Origin of the sequence: Caballeronia sordidicola, from assembly GCF_002220365.1 — a bacterium.
Taxonomy (GTDB): Bacteria; Pseudomonadota; Gammaproteobacteria; order Burkholderiales; family Burkholderiaceae; genus Caballeronia; species Caballeronia sordidicola_C.
Genome location: NZ_MTHB01000158.1, coordinates 18,765 through 37,956 on the forward strand (window position 1 = coordinate 18,765; position 19,192 = coordinate 37,956).

The 19,192-nt window shown below is 57.3% G+C and carries 12 protein-coding genes and 1 pseudogene; 11 read left to right on the forward strand and 2 right to left on the reverse strand.

The window, feature by feature from the left end:
- Positions 1–336: 336 nt before the first annotated feature.
- The 4 genes from BSU04_RS22920 to gmhB all read left to right on the forward strand — a co-directional run bounded on the left by BSU04_RS22920 (position 337) and on the right by gmhB (position 3,323).
- Complete coding sequence (locus tag BSU04_RS22920) at positions 337–1,371, forward strand: GHMP family kinase ATP-binding protein (protein WP_089162720.1); 1,035 nt, start codon at positions 337–339, stop codon at positions 1,369–1,371.
- Between the two features lie 71 nt (positions 1,372–1,442).
- Positions 1,443–1,952 carry a D-sedoheptulose 7-phosphate isomerase gene (locus BSU04_RS22925; protein WP_373452854.1) on the forward strand — a complete coding sequence of 170 codons (510 nt, stop codon included), beginning with the start codon at positions 1,443–1,445 and terminating at the stop codon, positions 1,950–1,952.
- Entirely contained in the window at positions 1,949–2,686 is a 738-nt protein-coding gene (locus BSU04_RS22930; RefSeq protein WP_179258402.1) for a nucleotidyltransferase family protein, read from the forward strand. Before BSU04_RS22925 ends, BSU04_RS22930 begins: the two co-directional genes overlap by 4 nt.
- On the forward strand, positions 2,676–3,323 hold the full coding sequence (gene gmhB, locus BSU04_RS22935; protein ID WP_089162722.1) for a D-glycero-beta-D-manno-heptose 1,7-bisphosphate 7-phosphatase: 648 nt from the start codon (positions 2,676–2,678) through the stop codon (positions 3,321–3,323). Before BSU04_RS22930 ends, gmhB begins: the two co-directional genes overlap by 11 nt.
- Here gmhB and BSU04_RS22940 read toward each other — a convergent pair.
- A complete protein-coding gene (locus BSU04_RS22940) occupies positions 3,248–4,537 on the reverse strand; it encodes a hypothetical protein (protein ID WP_089162723.1) in 1,290 nt (429 codons plus the stop codon). The genes gmhB and BSU04_RS22940 overlap by 76 nt on opposite strands.
- A 195-nt stretch (positions 4,538–4,732) precedes the next feature.
- Between BSU04_RS22940 and BSU04_RS22945 the strand changes: the two genes are divergently transcribed.
- The 6 genes from BSU04_RS22945 (at position 4,733) to BSU04_RS22970 (ending at position 13,679) form a co-directional block, all read left to right on the forward strand.
- Positions 4,733–6,937 carry a polysaccharide biosynthesis tyrosine autokinase gene (locus BSU04_RS22945; RefSeq protein ID WP_089162724.1) on the forward strand — a complete coding sequence of 735 codons (2,205 nt, stop codon included), beginning with the start codon at positions 4,733–4,735 and terminating at the stop codon, positions 6,935–6,937.
- A gap of 78 nt (positions 6,938–7,015) precedes the next feature.
- Complete coding sequence (locus tag BSU04_RS22950) at positions 7,016–8,224, forward strand: glycosyltransferase (protein ID WP_089162725.1); 1,209 nt, start codon at positions 7,016–7,018, stop codon at positions 8,222–8,224.
- A gap of 45 nt (positions 8,225–8,269) precedes the next feature.
- The gene (locus BSU04_RS22955) at positions 8,270–9,706 is read left to right on the forward strand and encodes a DUF6418 domain-containing protein (RefSeq protein ID WP_089162726.1); all 1,437 of its coding nucleotides are present in this window, start codon (positions 8,270–8,272) and stop codon (positions 9,704–9,706) included.
- A complete protein-coding gene (locus BSU04_RS46545) occupies positions 9,703–10,938 on the forward strand; it encodes a lipopolysaccharide biosynthesis protein (protein WP_179258403.1) in 1,236 nt (411 codons plus the stop codon). The genes BSU04_RS22955 and BSU04_RS46545 overlap by 4 nt, the downstream gene beginning before the upstream one ends.
- Entirely contained in the window at positions 10,935–12,170 is a 1,236-nt protein-coding gene (locus BSU04_RS22965; protein ID WP_179258404.1) for a glycosyltransferase, read from the forward strand. Before BSU04_RS46545 ends, BSU04_RS22965 begins: the two co-directional genes overlap by 4 nt.
- Positions 12,171–12,380: 210 nt before the next feature.
- Positions 12,381–13,679 (forward strand): glycosyltransferase, encoded by a 1,299-nt coding sequence (locus tag BSU04_RS22970; RefSeq protein WP_179258405.1) that lies wholly within the window; start codon positions 12,381–12,383, stop codon positions 13,677–13,679.
- Between the two features lie 207 nt (positions 13,680–13,886).
- On the opposite strand, the gene BSU04_RS22975 is transcribed toward BSU04_RS22970, so the two are convergent.
- Positions 13,887–15,152 (reverse strand): DegT/DnrJ/EryC1/StrS family aminotransferase, encoded by a 1,266-nt coding sequence (locus BSU04_RS22975; protein ID WP_306427214.1) that lies wholly within the window; start codon positions 15,150–15,152, stop codon positions 13,887–13,889.
- A gap of 3,429 nt (positions 15,153–18,581) precedes the next feature.
- On the opposite strand from BSU04_RS22975, the pseudogene BSU04_RS22980 reads away from it, so the two are divergent.
- Positions 18,582–19,192 (forward strand): annotated as a pseudogene (locus BSU04_RS22980) (hypothetical protein); the annotation flags it as partial.

The window sequence follows — 19,192 nt, forward strand, 5'->3', positions numbered from 1 at the left end:
GACTTTGTCGCGATTGAAATAAATCCGGAACCGATAGCCGTTAGCATGGAAACGTCGATACAGCAGATGTTTGCAGAGGCGTAGTACACCCAGGTTGGAAGCGACAAGCACGAACAATGTTATTTCGTTTTACTTACTAATTTTCTAGATATTTCGATTCATGTAGACCGAAATAGTGACGCGAATGAGTGACCGGCAGTTTCCTCGATGTGGGCTTTCAACTGGGGTACGCACACAGTTTGAGCGCATGAATCATGTCGGGCTCAACAGCCAAGATTTGAACAACTAGTTGTCGTGATCCTGTATTGACGTTCCATTGCCGAAAGGGGACACCCCATGACACGTTTTATAGCCCGCGCGCGCGCTCCCTTGCGACTTGGATTAGCCGGGGGCGGGACCGACGTAGCGCCCTACTCGGATCGTTACGGCGGACTTGCGCTGAACGTAACCATCGATAAGTTTGCCTATGCGTCGATCGCGTCGCGCGATGACGCGAAGATTGAATTGGTCGCGGCCGATACGGAAGTTCGCTGGATCGGGGAAATATCCCCGCACCTTCCGCCGCTGAAAGGCCTGGGTTTGCACGTCGGCGTGTACAACCGCATCGTCAAGGAATTCAACGGCGGTCATCCGCTAGCCTTGACGATCACCACGCATTCCGAAGCGCCTCCGGGATCCGGGTTGGGTTCGTCGTCGACTGTCGTGGTTGCCCTCGTGCGAGCATTTTGCGAACTGCTTTCACTGCCGCTTGGTGAATACGATGTCGCGCAACTGGCGTATGACATCGAGCGCGTCGACCTCGACCTCGCGGGCGGCAAGCAAGACCAGTACGCGGCGACCTTCGGCGGCCTGAACTTCATGGAATTTTATGGCAACAAGGTGATCGTGAACCCGCTGCGGATCAAGCAGGAAACGAAAGCCGAGCTGGAAGCGTCGCTGGTCCTGTTCTATACCGGCGTATCACGCGAATCGGCCAACATCATCAAAGAGCAAAGCAATAACGTCACGGAGAACATGACGGACGCGCTTGCTGCACTACACGAAGTGAAGTCTGAAGCGACACGGATGAAAGAGGCCATCCTGCGCGCCGACTTTACCGGCTTTGCCGACTCGATGCGGGACTCGTGGGAATCGAAGAAGCGCATGGCGAAAAACATCTCGAACCCTTCGATTGACGAACTCTGGCGGGTCGCCACCAACGCGGGCGCCAAAGCCGGCAAGGTGTCCGGCGCGGGCGGCGGCGGCTTCATGATGTTCTTTGTTGATCCGGTCTACCGTTCCGCCGTCATGCGTGCGCTTTCAGGCCGCAACGGTCAAGTCATGTCCTGCACCTTTACCGACATCGGCGCTCAATCCTGGAGAGTCTCGTGAGCATTACCGTCAACAACGAAATCGACAAGACGATCGCGGTCCTAAGCGCGCTCGCAAGCGATCGTCACGTTATTGAGCAAGTCGAGGCGCTCGCCCGGCAGGTCACGAGCGCACTGCGCGCCGGCCACAAGATCCTGCTCGCGGGGAACGGCGGCAGCGCAGCGGACGCGCAGCATATCGCTGGCGAGTTTGTCAGCCGGTTCAATTTTGATCGTCCGGGATTGGCGGCATTCGCGCTGACGGTCGATACCTCCGTGATGACGGCTATCGGCAACGACTACGGCTACGAAAAATTGTTTGCGCGGCAGATCGAAGCCGTCGGCCAGCCCGGTGATGTCTTCTGGGCGTACTCGACGTCCGGACGCTCGCCGAACATCCTCCGCGCGCTCGAAGTAGCCAAGGAGCGGGGCTTGTTCACGGTCGGGTTCACCGGCAACGGGCCGGGCGCCTCGGAGATGCGCGCGCGTACCGACCTGTGCATCGAGATCCCTTCGGCGGCGACGCCCAAGATCCAGGAAGGGCACCTCGTCTGCGGTCATATCGTCTGCGGCATTGTGGAAGAGAACATCTTCGCATCATGAGCAAGATGCTTCCATGCCTCATCCTCGCGGGCGGTCTCGGCACGCGCTTGAGATCGGTTCTCGGGGAAACGCAGCCCAAGGCACTCGCTTCCATCAATGGCCAACCGTTTCTCGTTTGGATCCTGCGCTGGCTCGAGCGTCAGGGCGTCACAGAAGTCGTCCTGTCGCTTGGTCATGGTCGCGGTGAAATCGTGGAATGGTTGTCTCAACAGTCCCTCGGACTCTCAGTGACGGTCATCGCGGAAGAAGAGCCGCTCGGCACCGGCGGCGCAATCGTGCACGCACTGAAGACCTGCGGCGCGGCGCGAATGATCGTGCTGAACGGCGACACCATCACGGACTTGTCACTACGCGGCTTCATTGAATTTTTCGATGCCACGGGCACTGACCTTGCAATCGCCGCGACGAGCGTGCCGGACGCGTCGCGTTACGGAACGCTCAACTTCGATGCGAACTCGCGGCGCCTGATCGCGTTCGAAGAGAAGCGGCCGGAACAGCAGCCTGGCTTCATCAATGCCGGCATATACGCCATCGATGCAACCCGCTTGCTTGGCTTCGATCTGCCCGAGCGCTTTTCGTTTGAAGCCGACTTCCTGCGCCCCCAGGTCGCGTCTCTCGATATCCGCGTCTTTCCGGAGATCGAGGAGTTCATCGACATTGGAATTCCTTCTGACTATGCGCGGGCGCAACACGTGGTGCCGCTCATGCTCGAACAGTCGGCGAATGAAACGTAAAGCCCTGTTCCTCGACCGGGACGGCGTGGTCAACGTCGATTCTGGATATGTGCATGAGCCGAGCACATGCGTGTTCATGGATACCATCTTTGACATCGTGCGAGGGGCGAACCGCGCGGGCTATGCGGTCGTGCTGATCACCAACCAGGCAGGCATCGGCCGAGGTTATTTTTCGCTCGACCAATTCCAGACCTTCACGCAATGGATGCTAGCCGAGTTCGAACAAAGGGATGCGCGGATAGATAGGGTCTACTTCTGTCCGCATCACCCTGAGTTTGGACTCGGACAGTACCGGCTCGCGTGCGACTGCAGGAAGCCGCAGCCAGGGATGCTGATTCAGGCCCGTGACGACCTTGATCTGGACATGCCGTCGTCCCTCATGGTCGGCGACAAGCATTCGGACCTGGAAGCGGCCGCGCGTGCCGGAGTGGGACATCGCTTTCTGTTCACGCCGGCCGGTGAGGAGAATGTTGAGCTGCCCCTCGCACTCGGCACGCGGATTGCGTTATTGAGCGAACTGATGCCCTGGTTCGAGCAAAACGAGCTGGCCGAGCCGGCGCATCAACCGGCCCCGTCCACAACGATTTCCGACGAAACGACGTCCTTGAAGAAAGGTTTGCCGACCGCCTTCAGGTAAAACGTTCCAGAGGTGCCAGCCGGAAACGGGATAACGGGCGTTTCCGGGGCGTATCGATTCGTCAGTCGAAAGCCGCCGGCCGTCTTTTCATAGAGTTCGAGGTGATCGACGGTATCGGCATGTGACAGTGTGACGGCAAGCGTGCGGCCCGAAAGATGCGTTTGCAGCGTGACGCAGTTGTCGATTCCGCTTTCCAGGGCGGTGCCTTCCTCGTAGTCGTTCCAGGTGATCAATTGCAGGAAAGGAAGCTGGCGTGCGGCGCTGAAATTCTGGTTGATGAGGTCGAAGGTTTGCAGCCAGGTAGCGCCACACGATTGAGGCATGAAGTGAGGGTTGGCCTTGCCCCAGTCGGCAAGCGAATCGTCGAATCCCTTGAAGGCGCCGCCTGTCGCGATCTTCGTGGGCTCGGTCAGCCCATATCGATAGAACTCCCTTAATTGGGACAGGTCAGGAACGCTGGCTTTATTTTTCGCAAGGGCGGGAGCGATCCACACGAAGGCGCCTGCGCTGTCATTCCGGTCGAATCCCTCCTTGTGGATGTGGACCCAGGAAATCTCGGGATGGGCAGCCTGGATGCGCGCCCAGTCGACCTTTCCGACCCAATCCATGCCGAATTCGAAGACCACCGGATGGCCGTTAAAGCGTAGGTATTGTCGGGATGCAAAATATTCCCGGGCTATATAGTCGAGTTGAGAAACAATTGTCTGAGTAACGTCACAGGCCTTGCATGCACGGGAAGTAAAGGTTCCGCTGTCCACCATGATGGAGAACGTGAAACCCGGAATTTTCGCGAGCTCGGGCATCGACGAGCGCCACGCGGCATCAATGTGAGCGGGGTCGTTCTGGCCGTACCAGTCGACGATAACGCCATCGACACCGCGCGCCCGCATGTCCTCGAAGGTCCGCAGCGCCTGTCGGGGATCGTCGGAGCGATACCGCACGGGAACGCCGGACGACCTCGGCTGCGCCCCCCACCAAGGCAGGTAATGAGCGAGAACCTTGGTAGTGTGTCCTGGGTAAAGCAGCGTGTGGATGTTGACATTGGAGACGGAGGTTGATCCGTCGAGATTGCCGTTCGCCGATCCTTCGAACGAGCCGCTTGCCGATGTATTGGCTGGGGCAAGTGTCTGAATCAGCTCTTCGCATGGTGCATTGCGGGCTAGCGCACTGAGAATGACGAGAACCGCGAGCACTATTCGTTTGAGGATACTCATGATGGCCCATGGATCAAAGCGACGCCTGCATTCTATGAGTTATTCGAGAACGTTGGTATGCCGGGGCCACACAGCTTTGAACAGCTGACTTCATGCTCCACGAGCATCCGTGCGCGGGCTTTAAATGTCGCGTGAAATACTTCATGCAGGTCGCAACCGCGCCAGCAAGGTGTTTTGTAATTTTGGAGTTTACGCATGGCCAACAGTACCGGACACGAAAGAATGCCCGCTATTGCTCGTGATCCTTCGGGGCTGACGCCGCAGGACCTGGCGGAAAACGTCCTCGCTCATCGAACCATCTTCTTCGGGGTCTTCCTGTCCTGCCTGCTGCTCGCGTGCATCTACGCGGTGGTCGCGACCCCCGAGTACTCGGCAAATGCGCTGATCCAGGTCGAAGACAAAAAGAGCAGCGCGTTGGGCTCGCTGTCGACGGTCACCAAAGCGCTCGATGTCGATGGTTCTCCGATTCTGGGCGAGATCGACATTGTGCATTCGCGAACCGTGGTCACGCAGGCGGTCGAAGCGATTAACGCCCAGACGACGGTGTCCGTCAAGAACACGGTCCCGCTGATCGGCCATTTGCTCTCCACCGTCCTGCCCAAGGAAGCCAATGGCCTCGTTGCTCCACCGTTCGAAACGCCGGTCTGGGCGTGGGGCGGCGAGAGCCTCGAGTTCGGCGTATTCGACGTTCCTTCTGATCAAATGGGCAAGCGGCTTGAACTCGACTATTCCGCTGGCAACCAGTGGAAGTTGAAGAACCGCGACGGTATCACGGTGCTGAGCGGGACAGTTGGCGTCCTTGCCGCTTCGGACGGCTACCGCGTCCTGGTGAAGAGCGTGGTCGCGCATCCGGGCACGGAGTTTCGTCTCGTCAGGTACGGAACGCAGGATCGTGTTGAGCAAATCATCAAGAAGCTCAACGTTGCCGAGACCAAGCGGGAGTCGGGGATCATCGATCTCGAATACAACGACCCCAACCCTGTCTTTGCCGCGCGGCTGATCAACGCGATCGCGGACGCCTACCTCGCGAGTAACGTTCAGCGCCGCTCGCAGGAGTCGGCTCGCAGCCTGGGCTTCCTCGACGCACAACTTCCGATCGTTCGCGCCCGGTTGAAAACCGCGGAAGACGCGCTTAATGCGTTCCGCAACCGCGAAGGCAGTATCGATGTCGCGGGCGAGATCAAGGTGTTGCTTGAGCAGTCCGAAATGGTCGAGAAAGCGAAGTTCGACGCCCAGCTGAGTTACCAGGACCTGATCTCGAAGTACCAGCCAGGGCAACCCCAGCGCGATGCCGCCGCTGAAAAATTCAAGCAGCTCGACCTGCAGGCGCGCCAGATTGCCAGCCGGATTGCGCTGTTGCCGTCGGTGCAGCAGGAATACTTGCGGCTCTCACGCGATGTAGAGGTCAACAACCAGCTCTACATAGGCCTTGAGAACAACGCGCAGCAATTGCAAATCGCCACGGCCGGGACCGTAGGCAACGCGTCCCTGGTCGATATCGCCGTGGCACCGGAGAAGCCGGTGCGCCCGAAGCCGATTCTCATAGCCGCGATCGGGGGCATCCTCGGGTTGATCCTCGGGTTTGCCGCTTCACAGGCCATGGCCCTCGCGTCAGGCCGGATTCGCGACCCGAAGCGTCTTGAAGCATTGGTCGGCATCGAAACGCTCGGCATCCTCCCGATCTCGGCGATACAGAAAAAAGCCGAAAGAAAATTGAACAGTGCCTATCTGATCAGTAGAGAGGAATCGGAAACGCCGCTCGTCGAGGCAATGGAGAGCTTTGCCCTCGCGTTGCAATTCTCGCTGGCCAAGAAGGATGGCGGCAAGGTTGTCCTCGTCACCTCCGCCGTGCCGAACCAGGGCAAGTCCCTGATCTCCGCCAACCTTGCCTACCTGCTCGCGGAAAAAGGGCTGAAGACGATGTTGCTGGACGCTGACATGCGGCGATCCACCGTCCACCGCTATTTGTCTGTCAGCCAGCAGAGGGGCTTGTCAGGCGTACTGCAAGGAACCTCCGAGGCGGGCGATGTCATTGCCAAGCCGTATGACAATCTTCACGCGATGCCCGCCGGCAAGAGGACGCAAAAGACGTCCCGGTTGTTCGGCGCCGAGCAGCTCGAACCATTGATCGAGTCGCTGCGGCAAGAGTACGACGTTGTCATCATCGACTCTCCTCCGGTCCTTCCCGTACCCGATGCGGCAGCGCTGTCCAAGTATGCGGACATGACGGTTTTCGTGGCGCGCCAGGGTGCGGTGAGTTATGCGGAAGTCAGCGAAGCGGTGGAGCGTCTCGCGAAGGTCGGCACCTCCGTTGATGGCCTGGTGTTCAACGGCTTCGCACCGTCACCCCTGCGCTACGGGTATTACTCGAACGCCTACAAATACATGAGCGCCGACTAGACGAACGTTTCGTCCGCTGCAGGCCCGTTTCCGTTTCCGCCCCGCAGCGCGGGTGCATTGTCTCAGCCAGGAATATTCATGAAATTTTTCTCCATGCTGTCCGGACGCGAAGCAGACGATCTGGACAAACCGGTCTCGCAAGAAAGAGCCGTCCCGAACACGCGCGACAACCCGCGCATCGTGTGGTTCATGGGGCCGCGGCCAAGCAGCTTGACAGGGGTCGGTCAGCATAGCCTGGCATTGGCCGGAGCACTGAAGAAATACACAAACTTCAATGTCGAAACAGTCGACATCGATGCACAACCTCGCACGTTCAAGCGTTACTGGCATCAGTTCGTGATGTACCCGCTGCACGCGATCCACGTAGCCCGGTCATGCGACCTCATCATTCTTTACCAGGAAGACCTGAGTTTCATGATTCCGATCATCCACCTCGCTGGTGGCCGGGTCTGCCTGATGTTCCATCACGTTCAAGTGCCCGGACAGGCGCGCGGCATAGTGGAGAAGGTCAAGGGATTTTATGTCCAGATGTTCCTTCCGCTGGCCCCGAAGGCAGATCTCGTGCTCGTGGAATGCGACGCGGCGGCCAAGGACCTGCTCGAAGTCGCAGCGGTGAAGCCAGAGCTCATCCAGATCGTGCCCTGCCCCTTCGAAGACAAGTATTCGCCGCTCGATGCGGGGTCGCCGCGCGAGACACGCGCTCAGGCGCGGGCAATCCTGGAACAACGCCTCGGCTTGCAGATCGGCGACGCGCTGATGCTGCTCAATGTCGGCTCCGACGAGACCCGCAAGAACAACCTCACCGTGTTCCAGGCGCTGGCCAAACTGGCACGCAAGGATCTGATTCTCGTTCGGGTAGGCAAAGCCTTCAACACTGCGAATCGCATGGAATGCAAGACGCTCGCCAGTGCTTCAGGAATCCGTGTTCACTTTGCGGAGTCGGTGAGCGAGGAGGACCTTGGATACTTCTATCAGGCCGCGGACATCTACATTTCGGCAACGCTGCATGAAGGCTTCGGCCGCACGGTGATCGAGGCACAGATGGCGGGTACTCCGGTTATAGCGTCGGACATCCCGGTTTATAAGGGATCCATGGGCGACTCGTACCTCTCGGTCTCGGATCCGACGAACCCCGACGGGTGGGCGAAGGCGATCAGCAGTCTCGCCGACAACCCCTCTCTGATGGACGAACTGAGGGAGCGAGGCAAGACCAATGCGTTGCAGTATTTGCCACACGTAGTGTGCGCTGGATTGCATCGCTCCCTGCTTCAGGCGCTGCGGGCCTGAGACGCCCGATAGCGGCACATTTCGAGATCGAGGCGCAGAAATCCCATGCGAATACTCCAGGCCAACGGAACCACGGTATCCGCAGCTCATCTGATCGTGCTGACGTTTGGCGCGGTCGCTTTGTTACTCAATACCGCGCTGCCCTATCTCGGCTACGGCGACATTAGCGCGCCATGTACCCTCGTGCTGGCCTCGCTGTTTGTCGTTTATCTGGTCGTCAAGCGGCCGCTCTTTTCAGTGTCGCTGCTTTACATGATGGTGCTCGCGTTGACGGCATTCGTGGCCGGTGTGGGCATCGAATCGGGCGGCCTGATGACTGAAACAGGCGTTCAGGGCGAACCGAACGGTGCCTTCAGCCGCTTGCTGATTTTCTATGTCATTTTCATCGGCTTCGCGATGATTGGTTTCAGACGCTACGTGGGCGAGCGCTCGGGGCACGTACCCGTCGCGCTGATCACGCTTGAAAAGAAAAGCGTGACGCTCGGGTTCGCGCTTGCGCTTGCGATCATCGGGGCTGGCGTTGCAGCAGGTGCGACCGAAGGGTTCGCGCTGCTCAAAGGCGTGAATCGCTATGCCCTGCGCAATCAAAGCACCGACTCCGACAGTGTGCTGTTCAACCTGTTCCTGAATAACCAGATGTTTCTCGCGCTCCTTCTCGGCGCGCTTGCCACCAGCAAGAACCGCACGGTCAAATGGTTCGCGATCCTGCTGATTATTGCGACTGCTGCCCTCGATGTCCTGCACGGCGAGCAATTCATGTCCGTGCTGCATTTCGGTCTGACAGTCTTGACGCCGATCGTCGCGATACTCGTGCTGAACGGCAAGCCGGTGCTGCGCTACGTGGTCGTGGGGGCGGTCGTCGCGCTGGTGGTGGGTGGCGGCTCGGTCCTTTTCGCCTACCAGGGGCAGGGACTGGACGCGAACGAAACCCTGACGTCACGTTCGCTGCTGCAGGGGCAAGTCTGGTACGTGGTTGACTACGACGCAGGCCTCTTCACCCCGCCGCCCGCGGGCGGGCGACCGGCATTCACACGTTTCGTGCGCTCGCTCGCCACGGCGAACGCGCCCAGCTTCGATGACGACTCCAGCGTCAGTGGCTTGCGCGAAGTGATGCTGGCTTACGGCGTACCGCAGCTCATGAAGTGGTACATCAAGGACAACATCAGCTTCACGATGGGACAAATGGCTGTCCCTGTGTTCTGGTTCGGCCTCGTCGGTGGCGCACTGTTTGTCGCGTTCACGGGCACGCTTTACGGTGCGCTTTGCGCATTGCAGATCGCGCTCGCCATGCGCGGCGGGGTAGTCATGCTGTGGCTGATCGTCAAGGTACTGACGTATGCCAGCTTCGGGATTCAGCAAGGCGAATACTGGTCTTTCTTTGGTGTTCGAGCGCTGTTCTATATCGCCCTCACGTTGCTGTGGTGGATCTTCGTCGATTCGCGGGCAACGGCGCAGAAGATGAAGCAACTGGTGCTGACATGAAGTCGTTCAGGACTCTGCTGTTCTCGTCGCTCTCCGGGGTCGTGTGTGAAAAAGTGATCGGAGCGCTGGCGGCGGTCGCGAGTAATCATCTGTTCGCCAACATATACGGTGCCCACTTTTTCGGCGAGCTACAGTTTGCGCTATCGCTTGCGTATGTCGTCAGTAGTGCTGCGTTGATTTTCAGCGCCCAGGCTGTGGCGCCGATCTTCGGCAAGCATCCACGGCTGCGGCACATCGTGTTTTATCGAACCTTTCGTTTGCGACTCGGTTCGACGCTCGGCGTGACGTTTTTGTTCATGGCGGTCGTCGCCCTGATGATGCAGTCCTCGAGCGCTGCCCTGACGCTGATAGCAGGATTGGTGATGCTGGTTGAGCCCATCTCCCTCGGTGCACTGATGGCCTATGCCGAAACCAAGCCGTGGGTCATCACCCGGGCGAAGGCCTATGCAAGCGGCGCTCGTGTGCTTTGGCTGCTCGCCGCCGCGCATGCCTCAGTTGGCGCGGTGGTGGCCTCCTTCGCATGGCCGCTTGAAGCTTGCGTGGCCGCCGCAGCGCCGTTCAGCCGCTACCGGGCCCTCGCCTTCAATAGGCCGCGCACCTTGCATGGCTCTGAAACAGTCACACGCACGCTGCTCGTGCGTGGAATCAAGATCTGGCCCGCGATTGCCGCCAGCGTGCTCGTGTTGCGGATGGACCGGCTGCTTCTGGGCACGTTGATGTCGAAAACGGACCTCGGCATTTATGCTGCTGCGGCCTCGCTAGTCGAGCAATGGAACTCCGTTGGGACAACGCTCGCACTTGCGCTTGCGCCAACGATGGTCTTCGTGGCCCGGAGCGAGGTGCAATTGCGCGCCAAGGCGATCAAGCTGAGCGTCTATCTCGCCGTGATCGCAGCGGTAGCGTTTGTCGCAAGCCTGTTTATCGGGTCACGCGTGTTTTTCCTGATCTATGGACAGGCGTTCGCAGCCGGCGTTCCAGTGATGATCTTCGGTACGGGATGCTCGATTGCCACGTTCGTGGATGCGGGGCTCACTACGTGGCTCATTGCTGCACGGCGTTACCGGTTGGTGACGGTGAAGCAGGTCGTGACCATTGTTTCGATCGCTGCGGCGCCATTCCTGATGCCCCGGGCATACATGATGTTTTCACCATCGGTCGCCATTGCAGTGTCCATCGTCCTGTTCTGGGCCTTCGTCTTCGGACAACGTCAGCGTGTGAGGGTGCCGGCATGAAAGTCTGCTTCTGCAACAACCGATTTCCTCCGAAACTCGTCGGCGGCACTGAGTTGATCGTCTACGACCTCGCCGTCCAGCTTCGCAATCGAGGACATGACGTTTCCATATTGACGTTGTCTGACTCGTTCGCGGCCGACACGCAGGTGGTCGACGGCCTCGCCGTCCACAGCATGCCGAACGCAAACGTCTACAACCAGTTCTCGCATCAAGCGCGCAGCGCGCTGAAGAAAGCATTGTTCGGTGCGGTAGATACGCTCAACCCATTCGTATTTTTTTATGCGCTGCGCCACCTGAAGAGCCTCAACATAGACGTCCTGTGCACCAACAACCTGAAGGGAATGGGGCCGGCCGTGTGGCTCGCTGCGTGGTGCTTACGCATTCCTGTCGTGCACGTCTTGCATGACTACTGGCTGGTATGCCCGACCTCGACGATGTTTCGCCATGGCCACGCTTGCAAGGAGCCATGCAACGGATGCCGCAAGGTTTCGCTTCCCAAGGCCCAACTCTCGCGGCTGGTGGGGCGCGTGGTCGGGGTGAGCAACTTCGTCCTGGAGCGGCACCGTCAGCAGGATTTTTTCAAGCGCGCGCAGCACATCGTCATCCACAACGCACGGCAGCCGATAAGCGCGACGCCCTCAGTGCCGGTCGATCCACATCGTCCCTTTCGGGTCGGCTTTATCGGCCGCGTCGATGCGACGAAGGGCATCCGCGAATTCTTCGCCGGCGTTGCCGCTGCGCATAAGGAAGATCTTGAAGTGCACGTCGCTGGCCGGGACAACGAAGGCATTTTGGATGAACTGATTGCAACCTACCCTGACTTGAAAGTCGTTCGATATGGCTTCGTCAAACCACACGATTTTTACTCGGTGGTTGATCTCGTCGTCGTCACGTCAATGTGGGACGAGCCGTTCGGGATGGTGGCTTTTGAATCATGGGAATTTTTCAAGCCATCAATAGCATTCGCCTCCGGTGGCCTGCCCGAAGTATTCGGCGCTCTTTCGGAGCTGACGGTACCCCGCGGAGACGTTGCCGCGCTCGGAGCGCTTATCCGGCGATTCATGGACGATCCGGCGTTTTATCGCGACATGGCGAGCAAATGTCACGCACGGCGTGACTACTTCCTGCCGTCACGGCAGTTGCAGCAGTTCGAAACCTTGTTGCTGGCTGCGGCAAGGCACGAGCAAGCCGGGGTTGGCGTCCGTTCGATGGAAGCCGATCAGGATATTTGAAGGCGTCGGGAACGATCATTACCGGGACAAATGAAGTCCGCATTAGTCAGACGACATTATTTCGGAGTATTTATCAGATGTAATAGGGAAAACATCCCTACGTACGGATACACCGCCCCATCTCGTCCGCATGATTGCGCCTCGAATCCGAGCTTGCGACGACCGGCGCGTGAATACGAAATACCGAACTATTTCCCATACGGAGGTTGCATGAAAAAACGCGTACTGATGGTCCTGACCCGGGACATTCCCAGGACGACGTCGAATGGGCGAGAGCGCACATTGCGCTTTATTCGCGATGCGATCGGCGCCGACGCGGAACTGCGCGAGCTGAAGATCCGCTCGGTGTTCGAAACCGGCACGCTCGTATCGAAGTTGCGCGCCGGCCTTAGAGTCATCGGGGGCGTGCTCTCGGGAAAACCGTGTGCGCTACAGGTCGCCATCTTTGCCGGCGGCGACGGAAAAAAGCAAATTGTCGATGCGATCGAGAACTTCAGACCGGATGTCGTGTATTTCGATGGCATTCGAATGGTCGACTATGTTGCGTTCGTGCGCCGGCGTTTTCCCGAGAGCCGGATCGTCAGCGACCTCGACGATCTGATGTCGCGACGCGCCGGCATTCTGCGGGCTGCGGATTTTCCATTGTCCGCTGGCTACCTGGCGAAATCGATCCCTAAGCCGGCTATCGCATTGATCAATTCGCGGATCATTCGCAGCCTGCTGCTGAGGTACGAAGAATATGCGTTGAAAGGCCATGAGCGACTGACGGCAACCTGCTCCGACGCGGTGACGCTGGTCTCGGCAACCGATGCCGATGCGTTGATGTGGATGCTGCCCGACCCGCTCAAGAAGCGGGTGCATGTCATTGCACCACCGATCGACTCGGTCAAGGCAGTGGGCCGGCCCTCCAACCCAGTTCGCTTCGTGTTCATCGGCGCGGACAGTCAATTGCAGAACCGGCTTGCGATCCGCTATCTCGTGGCGTCCTGGAAGCGGCTCGAGTTGCGCGTCCCGCTCGTCATCTATGGGGGCATGACCTGCCAATACGAGAGCGTGCCCAACGTGACGTTCGCCGGCTTCGCACCCACGCTCGCCGACGTCTACACGCCGAACTCGATCGCCCTTTGTCCCACCTTCCTGCGTGGTGGCATCAAGTCGAAAGTGCTTGAGGCAATCTCGTTCGGTTGTGTACCGGTCGGTAATGAGGCCGCCTATGAGGGGCTGAATTTCACCGATAAAGCGCTGGCCATGACTGATCTGCGACTAGAGCGGTTCTTGGCCGATCCGCATGGAGACCTGGATGAAGTGCTGACGGCGGCGAGCCGGTTTGCGGCGTACTGCGAACGCAATTTCAGCCTGCCGGTTTTCACGAGACGCTGGAACGACCTGCTCCGGCCGAGTTTGTACGCGCTGAAAACAGAGGCGGATATCACGTCCGGCGACAGCAATGTGCGCGCTATCTCACTTGATGCAGCGCAGCGCACTACCGAGGTCCAGCAGCATCATTGACGTAGGGCGGTCGAGCGAGATGAGGAGCGCTGACGAGGGGAAGCGCTCATGGCGGAGCTTCGCCCACGGTCTTGCTTCGGAGAGGGTTGCCTTTTGCGAGCGCGCCAGGCGTACATCGAAAGGGAGACGCCAGACTGCGGAAAGCGGAACATCGGCGTCCACCCCAACGAAGCGTGGACGCCGATGGCGAAGATCCTTAACCCTTCGTCAGAGCTTCGACTCCATTTGCGGCTCCAACACCGTCTTTTGTTCCGCGAAGTAGTCGCGGATGTGTCCGCAGATATAGGCGACGTCGTCTCGCGACAACGCAGGGTAACTTGGCAGATTGATGCCCCGCCGCGAGAGGTCATCCGCAACCGGAAAGCTGCTTCCCGGTGACGAATACATCTCCATCTGGTGAACAGGATAGAAGAGCGGACGCGTTTCAATACTGGCAAGCCCCAGCTCTGCGCGAAGTGCATCGCGTTCGCTGGCTTCCTCGACAAGGATGGAGACCATCCAGAAACTGTGGAACGTATCCGGATTTGTCTGGTGCATGTGCACCGGCACGCCGGCCAGACCCTCCCTGTACCATTGCGCAATTTGCAGTTTCTTGGCGATCAGGTCGTCGATAGACTCCATCTGCGCGCAACCAATCGCCGCACAGAGGTTGGTCATCCGGTAGTTGAAGCCAATAGCGTCGTGCCAGTATTCCCGTTCGCGGCACACCCCCTGCCCCTTCAAATGCATGACCTTGTCGGCAATCTCGTGGTTGTTGCTCACCACCATGCCGCCTTCACCGGTCGTGATCGTCTTGTTGCCGAAAAAACTGAAGCAGCCGACATCGCCGATGGTCCCCACCGGGCGGCCGCGGTAGCGCGTGCCGAGTGCTTCCGCACAATCTTCGATAACGTACAGCGAATGCTTTTTCGCCAGTGCCATCACGGCGTCCATGTCAGTCGCCTGTCCGTACAGATGTACGACCATGATCGCCTTGGTCTTGCTCGTAATCTTGCGCTCGGCGTCTTCAATGTCGAGCTGCCAATAGTCGCGTTCGCTATCAACGAAGACTACCTCCGCGCCCGTATATTTGACTGCGTTCGCGGATGCGATATAGGTGAGCGTCGGGACCAGCACTTCATCGCCCGGGCCGATGCCCAGCGCAGCCAGCGCGACGTGCAGCGCAACCGTGCCATTGCTGACGGTCAGTGCGCGTTGAACACCTAGCCACGATGCAAAGGTATCTTCAAACTGCCCTACGTATTTACCCTTTGATGAGATCCAGGTTGATTCCAGACAATCTAGTACTAGTGCCTTTTCGCGGCCGTTGAGGTACGGGGAATAGACCGGGTATTTAAAGTTCATGTTCTTATATCCTATCAACAGGCAAACGAGCTCACGAACTCGGCGCATCGTGCCGTGAGTCAGTAACGACCAGGTGATTCGACTGTTAGAAAATACCCTGCCCCCGTCCGGCGGGCCGAGGCTGTCCACTCCAATACTCGCTAACTCATATTGTTATCTTGCGTGCCGGTTTCTTGCGTCCCGAAGCGCACAGAAGAAACACAATTTTGATCGCATCCGCAGCAAGATGGCATTTCCCTCTGCCATGCGCTGATGTCCACAAGTTGATAGTAAATGCGCGCCACTCTCCATTTACAGACAAAGCCGAGTAAAATTACGACAACATTTCATTCGGTCACATGGCGGCTTGCAGTTTTAAAAAGATCGTGGATTTTGTTTGTCCATATACGTACGCCAATGAACAGATTTAGCGTTTACGCGTCTTGTATTCGTGTCAAAACGTTCTAATGATCTTTCACTCGCAAACGCTGGATTCGGTCTCTCAGCGAAGCGTGATGCACGTTTAGTCGACCGGTCCTGGCGCGAGCAAGGGCGCCATGTTGCGCTGCACATAGCAATGGTCTACCTGCACACAGCGCTTGCCCTCTCGGTGGCAGCATCGAGCGCCACTGGCGCCTCAAATCCCTCGTCGATGTTGGCTATCAGTCATCCTTATGGCCGGCTGATTCCCATGGCCATGAACGGATGGATTGGACGCTTAAGTCCTGTTGCGACGGGATTGCAGCTTGAAATCCACTAATACTAACGGATTCGGTATCGGCGTTTCGCTAGTAAAAACGCTATGTGAAAGCGATTGATCTTTGACCTGTGTTGCGGCTGTGCTTTCCATATCAATAGATATTAAATTGCTAACTAAAACGTATGCTCTTCCTGTATGCCGTTTGCCAGTCGGCTCTTCCCATCTGAATGCCATGCATTGTGCTAATTCGCCATTGCTGGCAGACAATTTCTCTCCAAGCCAGAGAATGAAGAACGCTCTCTTGGGTCGGAACGTACACGCATCTAAAATTTCCGGCGGGATATAAAAACGTTTTGCCATTGGATCGGCTGGACGGCAAAGCATCAAAGCTACGTCACGATCTACGATTCACGTTCGGCTAGACGCCCGGGTAAAGTAAGGTTAGGTAAGGTGAGATTGATAAGGTACGACGCTAACGGCTCGGATAGCGCGTCCTGCTAATCGCCGCAGACAGCTGATTCCTGTTGTGCACGGCTCGACTTACGTTTCCCTTCGACTTGGAATTGACCTAAGTCTCGGCTTGTCGGAAGCAAAAAGGCGATGTGTTCGTCGTGCGCAATACGCCGAGCGCGCGCACTTTAGCGGACGAGGAATGCAACGGCTCCCCGTAAAGCTAAGATTTGCTTCGTTGTACCAATAATTTGTATTCCGACATGATCCAATACTACCGTTCGGCCAAAGTGACGTTTCCGTCCGGGATGGTGCTTTCCGGATACCTAGCCACTGCTCATGCTGACGTGCGCATCGAGCATTGGAAAACGCAGAAATCCCCATACCGTCCGCTGAATGCGACGGTGCGGCTGTTTCAACGCAGATAGGCGAATAAGCGCGGTCCGCTCGTTGCGCTTTTCGATTCCCAAGTCATCTCAGCAGGCAACCGGGCGAAGCTCGAAACCATTCGTCGAGGGCTGCCCGAACCACTTGGTCAACACGTGAAGTCCGGATACAGCAACCCGGACAAACCCGCATCAATTCCGCACTAGTTCCGCACTAGTTCCGCACTAGTTCCGCACCAATTTCGCGCTAATTGCGCACCAATCCCGTCCGGCTATTTGTTACGGAAGGCTAACGAATGATTCACATGAATCGGACATAGAAAACTGCACCACCGTTCGTAACGTTTTTCGCCAATTGTTCGGCATCCTATTCATAGGACAAGTACAAACGGTCAGTCTTACTGAACAACGCTTACGGAATTGTCAGGCATCACATATCCATTCGCTTTAGAGGCTTCAATCAGGAACAGTCTCGCTGTTTTTCGCCCGTAACGGGGAAAAGTCGGTTTCTCACGATTGTATGAAGGGAGCTATCGCTTTTTTTGCCGTCTTTGTTTTTTGTTTCACGATTGAAACGTTTTTTGCGAATATAATCGGTGCTCATGAAAGGGCTAGTAACAAATACCTATCGCGCGTCTCCCTTTTTGTCAAGTCGGCAAGATTGGCGGGAGGAGATTTGCTCGGCGCAAGGTAAAAGTCACAAGCCTTTTTATATTATTAATACGATGCACTTAGCAATATCTGCAATTGCGCGTCGATGAGCTAGTTAGCCCTTCACGCCAAGTGAGACGGAAAGTGGTGGTTTCGCTCAAGAGCGAGCGCTTAGGCGGACGCAGTCAAATCGTCTATCGCGCTACGGTCTGGGCAGCGGTGAGCCTGCGTAACGTGCACGAACGGTGCAATAACGGTGCAATCACGCGGAGCCGCGAGCGAGCCATCAACGCGGCGCGGTGCATTCACGTTTGACTCCAGCGGGCTTGGCGTTGTCATGGATCGCATGCGTAGGCATGCCGCCTTGATCCCCTAACGTCTTGCATATTTGCGTATGCGTTGTGCATGCAGAAAATTGTAGCGATTTGTAACCATTATAGATAGCAGTACAAATTAATTGATGTGATCAATGTTATTCGCAGTACATATTTTTATCGAAGCAGTTCGAAAGGCACCGGTTTAGCACACAGCATCTGGTCGGCGCTGATTGTTCGCCGCCCCACCAGGCCGTCAACGGGCAATGTCAACTGGGATAGCGCGCCGCGAAGCGTGCGTACGCCGGGTATTGCTGTCGCATGTAGCCCGGCAAGTTTGGGCGCAAACGGCTGGGCTCCGGCCCTTGCCTGTGTGCTGCTGCGCGCTCGGAATTTATAGCAAGTCCGGCGATTGGTGTTTAGTACCGGCAAGTGAAAACTCGCCATTCAGCACATTGCTTCGATACCCGACGTCCTCGAAGACGATCATCTCGCTTTGAGGGTCTGCGGCTCGGATAGCTGGCGTCAAGTCCCCGCCATGTCCTTGAGGTTGAGACACGCGCTGTCGAGACGCGTGCGGATTTGCACGCGCGCAAAAAGTATCCAGGCAGTCGCAGAGCAGACTTTACCGGTTGGATTCCCACCGCCTACGAGCTTCGTTGATTGGACTTCCGATCACGCCCGGCGCTGGAGATTTTTTCCTTTAATTCGTGATCCTAATTATTTGTATGAAAGTTATTGATGCAGCACTGCCACTACGAGTTTTCGCTTCCAGCAAGAAGTTGATTCATCTCGTGTCACGCCTCGGCGAGACACCTCACCGTGATCACGAGCCTGTGCCGTCCGGTCACGTTTCAGCGTAGCAACTAGGAGGATTGCCATGTTCAACGTTCGACTCAACCGCTTAAAAACCGGCAGCAAGGGCCACGACGAATACACGCTCCTGCTCGTCCAGCTGACCAAGACCTGGCTTCTGACGCGAAGGCGGTCTTAGCGCGGTCCGTAGCCACTGCTCATGACGCAACGATTACTTCGATTTCTATCCCTCGTTTAGCTCTACCACCGTGACCGCTGTTTCGTGCAGGCGGCCGTCCAGGGCTTTGCCATCTTCAAACCTATCAGGATGATTATTGTGTTTAAGAACTTAAGATCCCGCGTGCTATCCACCTTGCTCGCGAGTGTTTCGCTGCTTTCTTCCACTGGCTTCGCGCAAGCACAAACAGCCCAATCCGTGCTGTTGCCCCCCAACACCTCGGCAAGCTATGGCTTCGCGGGCTTGCCCAATGGAACCCTGCCTGGCTCGACCAACGTATCCAAGGTCAACGTTCACACCCTGCTTTATCCGGGCAACACGACCAAGGTGCTGGTTCACTATTTGCCGTGGTTCGACGGCGGAAATGACAGTGGCATCAACGTGGGCTACAGTAACAGCGACCCCAATTACATCAACGCATTCTTCTCTGACCTGACAAGTCGCGGTGTAGACGGGGTGATGGTGGATTGGCAGGGGCAGACGGACCAGTCCAATACGCGTTGGTTGGTCGCTCAGCCCATGATTCGAAAGTACCCGAATCTCAGCTACGCCATCATGTTGGATTCCAACATGTTCAACAAGTACTCCGGCAGCAACCAGCAGAAAGTGATGGATGCCATGGCCTATATCAGCGCGCAGTATTTCGCTGATCCCCA

Bases quoted from the DNA above. Each gene is read 5' to 3' on its own strand.
- BSU04_RS22920 (WP_089162720.1), top strand. From the start codon at position 337: ATGACACGTTTTATAGCCCGCGCGCGCGCTCCCTTGCGACTTGGATTA.
- BSU04_RS22930 (WP_179258402.1), top strand. From the start codon at position 1,949: ATGAGCAAGATGCTTCCATGCCTCATCCTCGCGGGCGGTCTCGGCACG.
- gmhB (WP_089162722.1), top strand. From the start codon at position 2,676: ATGAAACGTAAAGCCCTGTTCCTCGACCGGGACGGCGTGGTCAACGTC.
- BSU04_RS22940 (WP_089162723.1), bottom strand. From the start codon at position 4,537: ATGAGTATCCTCAAACGAATAGTGCTCGCGGTTCTCGTCATTCTCAGT.
- BSU04_RS22945 (WP_089162724.1), top strand. From the start codon at position 4,733: ATGGCCAACAGTACCGGACACGAAAGAATGCCCGCTATTGCTCGTGAT.
- BSU04_RS22950 (WP_089162725.1), top strand. From the start codon at position 7,016: ATGAAATTTTTCTCCATGCTGTCCGGACGCGAAGCAGACGATCTGGAC.
- BSU04_RS22955 (WP_089162726.1), top strand. From the start codon at position 8,270: ATGCGAATACTCCAGGCCAACGGAACCACGGTATCCGCAGCTCATCTG.
- BSU04_RS46545 (WP_179258403.1), top strand. From the start codon at position 9,703: ATGAAGTCGTTCAGGACTCTGCTGTTCTCGTCGCTCTCCGGGGTCGTG.
- BSU04_RS22965 (WP_179258404.1), top strand. From the start codon at position 10,935: ATGAAAGTCTGCTTCTGCAACAACCGATTTCCTCCGAAACTCGTCGGC.
- BSU04_RS22970 (WP_179258405.1), top strand. From the start codon at position 12,381: ATGAAAAAACGCGTACTGATGGTCCTGACCCGGGACATTCCCAGGACG.